Source organism: Micromonospora sp. NPDC049799 (assembly GCF_040656655.1).
GTDB lineage: Bacteria > Actinomycetota > Actinomycetes > Mycobacteriales > Micromonosporaceae > Micromonospora.
On sequence record NZ_JBFAMU010000320.1, the window covers coordinates 1 to 5,794 of the forward strand.

The 5,794-nt window shown below is 69.4% G+C and carries 7 protein-coding genes; 3 read left to right on the top strand and 4 right to left on the bottom strand.

Annotated elements, in window-relative coordinates:
- A partial coding sequence (locus AB0I76_RS20990; protein WP_357037944.1) for a WYL domain-containing protein occupies positions 1 to 273 on the top strand: 273 nt, incomplete at its 5' end.
- A 13-nt stretch (positions 274 to 286) separates the two neighbouring features.
- On the opposite strand, the gene AB0I76_RS20995 is transcribed toward AB0I76_RS20990, so the two are convergent.
- From AB0I76_RS20995 to AB0I76_RS21010, 4 genes are all read right to left on the bottom strand, one after another.
- Positions 287 to 532: a hypothetical protein gene (locus AB0I76_RS20995; RefSeq protein ID WP_357037947.1), complete on the bottom strand. Its 246-nt coding sequence runs from the start codon at positions 530 to 532 to the stop codon at positions 287 to 289.
- A gap of 96 nt (positions 533 to 628) precedes the next feature.
- A complete protein-coding gene (locus tag AB0I76_RS21000; RefSeq protein WP_357037950.1) occupies positions 629 to 1,513 on the bottom strand; it encodes a L,D-transpeptidase family protein in 885 nt (294 codons plus the stop codon).
- A gap of 111 nt (positions 1,514 to 1,624) precedes the next feature.
- Positions 1,625 to 1,810, bottom strand: coding sequence for a hypothetical protein (locus AB0I76_RS21005; RefSeq protein WP_357037953.1), 186 nt, complete (start codon positions 1,808 to 1,810; stop codon positions 1,625 to 1,627).
- 13 nt (positions 1,811 to 1,823) lie between these two features.
- Positions 1,824 to 2,990, bottom strand: a complete 1,167-nt coding sequence (locus tag AB0I76_RS21010) for a glycosyltransferase family 2 protein (RefSeq protein WP_357037956.1) — start codon at positions 2,988 to 2,990, stop codon at positions 1,824 to 1,826.
- A 251-nt stretch (positions 2,991 to 3,241) separates the two neighbouring features.
- On the opposite strand from AB0I76_RS21010, the gene AB0I76_RS21015 reads away from it, so the two are divergent.
- Together AB0I76_RS21015 and AB0I76_RS21020 are read left to right on the top strand one after the other, a co-directional pair.
- A complete protein-coding gene (locus tag AB0I76_RS21015) occupies positions 3,242 to 4,654 on the top strand; it encodes a cellulose binding domain-containing protein (RefSeq protein ID WP_357037959.1) in 1,413 nt (470 codons plus the stop codon).
- A 100-nt stretch (positions 4,655 to 4,754) separates the two neighbouring features.
- On the top strand, positions 4,755 to 5,794 hold a 1,040-nt coding region (locus tag AB0I76_RS21020), incomplete at its 3' end, for a helicase-associated domain-containing protein (protein WP_357037962.1).

Genomic DNA, 5,794 nt, shown 5'->3' on the forward strand with positions numbered 1-5,794 from the left:
GCCCGCCGCGCGCCCGCGGTGGTCCGGGGCGGCGCGCCCACCCGTCCCGTGCCGGCGCACACCCACAGCGACGCCCTGGCGGTGCTCCAGCAGGCCATCCGGGACAAGGCGCTGGTCTGGGTGGGGTACGTCGACGCGCACGGGGCGACCGCGTCCCGACTCGTGCGGCCGGTGTCGATCGGCGCGGGTTACCTGCGCGCCGAGGACGAGCGGACCGAGATGCTGCACACGTTCGCCCTGCACCGGATCACCGCCGCCGTGCTGGAGGAGTGACCGGCGACCGGGTTCAGCGCCGGCTGCGGCGTACCGTCCCGACGACCGCGACGACCAGCAGCAGCCCGAACCCGGTGCCGGCGGCCTCACCGACCGAGGCGACGAAGCCCTGCCGCTGCACCAGCCAGCCGAAGAGGAACCAGCCCACCAGCAGCACGGCGGCGAGCGTGTACGCGACGACTGTCGTCGTGGACACGTCCGTCGATGGCTCGCCCTGCTCGGCCCGCTGTTCCCGGATCGCGTCCCGGTCGACCGTCATCCCGCCTCCCCGCGTCCCACCCAGGGGTCCAGCGTGGCACCGACGGGACGGAAGTGACAGGGGATAAAACCCCTAACGGACCGGATGTGCGACACCTCAGGTGCCGGGGCGGCGGCCGACCAGGACCACCCGCGAGCCCACCCTGCCCAGTTCCCACCAGCGGACGGCGTCGGCGTGCAGCAGGTTGACGCACCCGTGCGAGCCGACCGACTTGTCGTGCAGGTACGTGGTGGTCTCGTGGAAGCCCATCCCCTGGGTGAAGTGCTGCCAGTACGGGAGCCACACCTCGTACGGGTTCGACCACTCCTTCACGTTCCGATAGTTGATCTCGAACGTGCCGGCCGGGGTGCGGTAGCCGGGCATTCCCGTACGGGTGACGGTGGGCCCGGCGACGACCTTCCCGTTGCGCATCACCCAGGTCGTCTGCCGGGTCAGGTCGATGCAGAACGTCGTACCGGAGCCGGCGTCGCACCGGTCGGTGTCGGTGGTGGCGAGCCGCTTCGCCACGTCGTACGTCGTCGGTCCGGCGCGGCCGTGGGCTGGGCGGATGTCGTACCGCCGCTGGAAGCGCTTGATCGCGGCGCAGTCGGCGGCCGACTGCTGGCCGTCGACGGTGACCGCGCCGAACCCGCCGAGGCGCGCGAGGTACGTCTCCACCTCGCGCTGGTGCTCGCCCTGCGGACAGCCGGCGGTCGACGGCGAGGGCCGCGGCGTCGGCGCGGTGCGGGTGGGTTCTGGGGCGCGCGGGCTGGGCGCGGGCCGGCTCCGGGTCGGCCGAGGTTTCGGTGACTCGACGGCCCCGGCCGACCGGTCCGGCCCGGGCGTGCCGCTCGCCCCCGTTACCCGCTCCGCAGCCCCCACCGGGACGGGTCCCCCGCCCCCGCCACGGTCGGCCTGCGGATCGAACGCACACGCACCGGCGCCGACCAGCGTGACCGCTGCCAGGGCGACGAGCCGAACGGAGATCCGGAACTGCGTCATGTCGCCCCCCTGAGAGACAGCTGTCACTCTGCTAGACGTACGAAACAGCACGTAGGTTGCGCTCGCATGCGGATTTTCTCGGCGTCACCTGAATGCGTGCTCGGAAACCGCTCAGTCGCCGGCGATGCGGCGGTCCCGCCGGTATCGCTGACGTGACGCCAGGTAGATGCCGGTGGAGCCGGAGATGAGGATGACCGTCAGGACGAGGAGGGCGTACTCGACCTGGGCGAGTTCGCGCATGACGATCAGGGTCACCGCCAGGAGGAAGCAGACCCCGAAGCCTTTGAGGGAGTTCATCTGAGGCGCTGCCTTACTTCCATGTCGACACGGGCGTGAAATAGGACTTGAGGAGGGATGACAGGAGCCAGTACATGCGGACGACCGTGTAGACCAGCTCGGGAATGAGCAGGGCCTCGACCAGCATCGCCTTCCAGCCGAGGTTGCGTACCATCACCGCGGGGTAGATGACCCAGAACGCGAACAGGAACCAGAAGATGGGCTGTTGCGTGAAGCCGCTCGCGACGGCGTTGGCCAGTTGGGTGGCCCCCCAGCCGATGAGGTACACGACGCCGAGCAGCCCGAGGATCATCGACACGATCGAGTGCCAGGTGAACTTGGTCCAGCCCCGGGCGCGCAGCGCGTCCACCGTGCCGCGGACCCAGCGCTGACGTTGTTGAAGCAGCTCACGCAGCGTGGGCATGAGGTCGGTGTAGGCGATGCACAGCTGGTTCGCGGTCACCTTCCAGCCGCATTCCTTGAGCGTCAGCGTCGTCTCGTAGTCCTCGACGAGGTTGCGGTGGTCCTCCCAGAACACCGCGCCGCGCTTGTCGATGACCGACTGCAGCGCCACGCCCCGGTAGAACGACCCGGCTCCTGACATCGTGTGCACGTCGGTCTGGAAGCGGGCGTTGGCGGCACGGCCGTACTCGATGATCTGCATGCCCAGCAGGAACCTCTGCCAGGGGTTGCGCCACAGCCCGGTGCGACCCAGACAGACGGCGCTGACGCCGCCGATCTTTGGATCCTCGGTGATCACCTTGCGGGCCCGTTCGATGAACTTGTGGTGCAGTTCCGTGTCGGCGTCCATCACCAGGACGTGCTGGACCGGGTCCAGCCGCCCGCCGACCCGCTGGCTCAACCAGGCGAGGCCGTAGTTGAGGGCACCGGCCTTCTTGTGCTCGTTCTCCCGCATCACCAGGACGTCGGTACGTGGTGTGCGCGGATCGGCGGCGAACTGCTGGGCGAAGTGTTCCGTCCGGTCGGTGGAGTTGTTGACGACCACGACGATCCGGTCGGGGCGCCAACTCTGCCGGGCCAGCGAGTTCAGCGAGGTGAGGATCCCGATTTCCTCGTTACGCGCGGGGATGATGGCGACGATGTCGTGCAGTGTCGGCCCGCTGGGCTTCGGAGTGCCGTGGTGTCTCCAGCGGAGACCCTGCAGGAAAGCGGTCTTCTCCAGCCCCGCTACGCCGGTCATGTTGTGTGACAAGATTTCCCCGTTTGGTGATCATCGTCCAGGCCGCCGTCGCGGTCTGGAGCAGGTGAACCATAGCCGACGTGATCAATGAGGTGCCGCCCCCGTGCGGCCAGGTCAACCGCCCATTCGGGTGAGCCGCCCGGGGCGACGAACACCCACGGCGCGGGCGGGCATCAGTAGGATGGCGCCTGTTTGCCAAGGCGTCCCGGCGAGACTTCCTGTTACACGGGCGTCCAGTGTCAAGGAGTCGTATGGGCCGCTCGCGTTCCTCTCACCGTTGGCTCGGCCTGCTCATGGCCATGGTGGTGGTCCTCGGGGCCGGGGTCGCGCTCTACGGCGTGTGGCGGGCGAAGAGTGCCGACCAGGCCGCCGATGGGAACTCACCGCTTACCGTCCGCTACCGGACGGACACCCCCGCCACCACTCCGGTCGGGAAGCCCTGGCTGGAATTGATAAACAACTCCGACCAGGCGGTGGCGCTGCAAACCGTGACACTCCGTTACTACTTCAGCGACGACGGCGCCGGTCACGGGGCCAACTGCGTACAGACGGCCCTCGGCTGCTCGAACGTCACCCAGGTCGTCAGCCCGATGCCGGAACCGGCCCCCAACGCCACCCACTACCTGAAGGTGGGCTTCACGTCCGCCGCCGGCACGCTCGCACCGGGCGAGACCAGCCAGGGCATCGGGCTCCAGTTGTACCGGCTCGACCGCAAGGGTCTGGACCAGACCGACGACCGGTCGTTCGATCCGGCGCTCACCACCTACGCGCCTTCGACGCGCGTGACCGCCTATGTCGACGGTGTCCTCCGGTGGGGGGAGGAACCCGGTGGCACGGCGACGGCGACCGCCGGGCCGTCGAAGGTTCCGGCTGTACCGGCCGGCACCCTCTTCGACAACTTCCACTACACCGGCGTCGGTGACCCGGCGGTGACCGCCAACGGTTGGCAGGCCCGCACCGACGGTGGTGGACCCGGGATCGCCGACACCTGGTCGGCAGAGAACATCAGCTTCCCCGCCAACCGGAAGGCGCACGGCGGGCAGGTGCTCCAGTTGCGAGTCACCACCGACGGCACCCGCGAGGGCACCCGGCAGGCCGAACTGGTCGGCGTCGAGAACACGTTCTTCACGGGCACCATCGCCGCGCGGATCCACTTCACCGACGACCCGACCGACGGCCGCAACGGCGACCACGTCATGGAGTCCTTCTGCGCGATCTCGCCGAACCCGGACTCGGACCGCTACACCGAACTCGACTTCGAGTACCAGCCGAACGGCGGTTGGGGCGCTCCCGGGCCCAAGCTGGACACCACCAGTTGGCGCAGCGCCACGCCCGGCGACCGCGCCACCCGAGCGCTGAAGCGGTCTCTCGACGGCTGGCACACCCTGATGATCACGGCGGTCGACGGGAAGGTCACGTACTCCATCGACGGGCAGCCGGTCTTCACGAGCAGCGGCCGGACCTTCCCCCGCGAGCCCATGAACATCCACCTCAACACCTGGCTGATCGACCTGCCCTTCGCGGGTGAACGGACCTGGGACATGCAGGTCGACTGGGTGTACGCGGTGGACGGCAAGAAGGTGAGCACGGCGCAGGTGCAGCGTGCCGTCGACGGACTCTACAAGAACGGCATCAACTACGTGAACACGACAAAGCGGCCGTAGGAGACGGCCCGTCCTCGCGCTTTCCTCGGGGTCGCCTGAACGCGTGCAACACTGGATGGTCGGCCGGTGGCCGACACCGACGTGGGAGAGAGGCGCTGGCGTGAGCGGTGGACCCCTGATCGTGCAGTCGGACAAGACCCTGCTGCTGGAGATCGACCACCCGGACGCGCAGGCCTGCCGGATGACCATCGCGCCCTTCGCCGAGTTGGAGCGCTCCCCGGAGCACGTGCACACCTACCGGCTCACGCCGCTGGGGCTGTGGAACGCCCGGGCCGCCGGCCACGACGCCGAGAGCGTGGTCGACGCCCTGATCAAGTACTCGCGTTACCCGGTGCCGCACGCGTTGCTGGTCGACGTGGCCGAGACCATGGACCGGTACGGCCGGCTCCAGCTCGCCAACGACCCCGCGCACGGCCTGGTGCTGCGCGCCCTGGACCGGGTCGTACTGGTCGAGGTCGCCAAGAGCAAGAAGCTCGCCGGCATGCTCGGCAACCGCATCGACGACGACACCATCCAGGTGCACCCCTCCGAGCGGGGCCGGCTCAAGCAGGCGCTGCTGAAGCTCGGCTGGCCGGCGGAGGACCTGGCCGGGTACGTGGACGGCGAGGCGCACCCGATCGAGCTGGCCGAGGCCGGCAAGGAGGGCCGCAAGCCGTGGACGCTGCGGTCGTACCAGCGGGAGGCCGTGGAGGCGTTCTGGGCCGGCGGGTCGGGCGTCGTGGTGCTGCCCTGCGGGGCCGGTAAGACGCTGGTCGGTGCGGCGGCGATGGCCGAGGCGAAGGCGACCACGCTGATCCTGGTCACCAACACGGTCGCCGGCCGGCAGTGGAAGCGGGAGCTGATCGCCCGCACCTCGCTGACCGAGGAGGAGATCGGCGAGTACTCGGGCGAGCGCAAGGAGATCCGCCCGGTCACCATCGCCACGTACCAGGTGCTCACCTCGCGGCGCGGCGGCGCGTTCACCCACCTGGACCTGTTCGGGGCCCGCGACTGGGGCCTGGTCGTCTACGACGAGGTGCACCTGCTGCCCGCGCCGATCTTCCGGTTCACCGCGGACCTCCAGGCCCGCCGCCGGCTAGGGCTGACAGCGACCCTGGTACGCGAGGACGGCCGGGAGGGCGACGTGTTCAGCCTGATCGG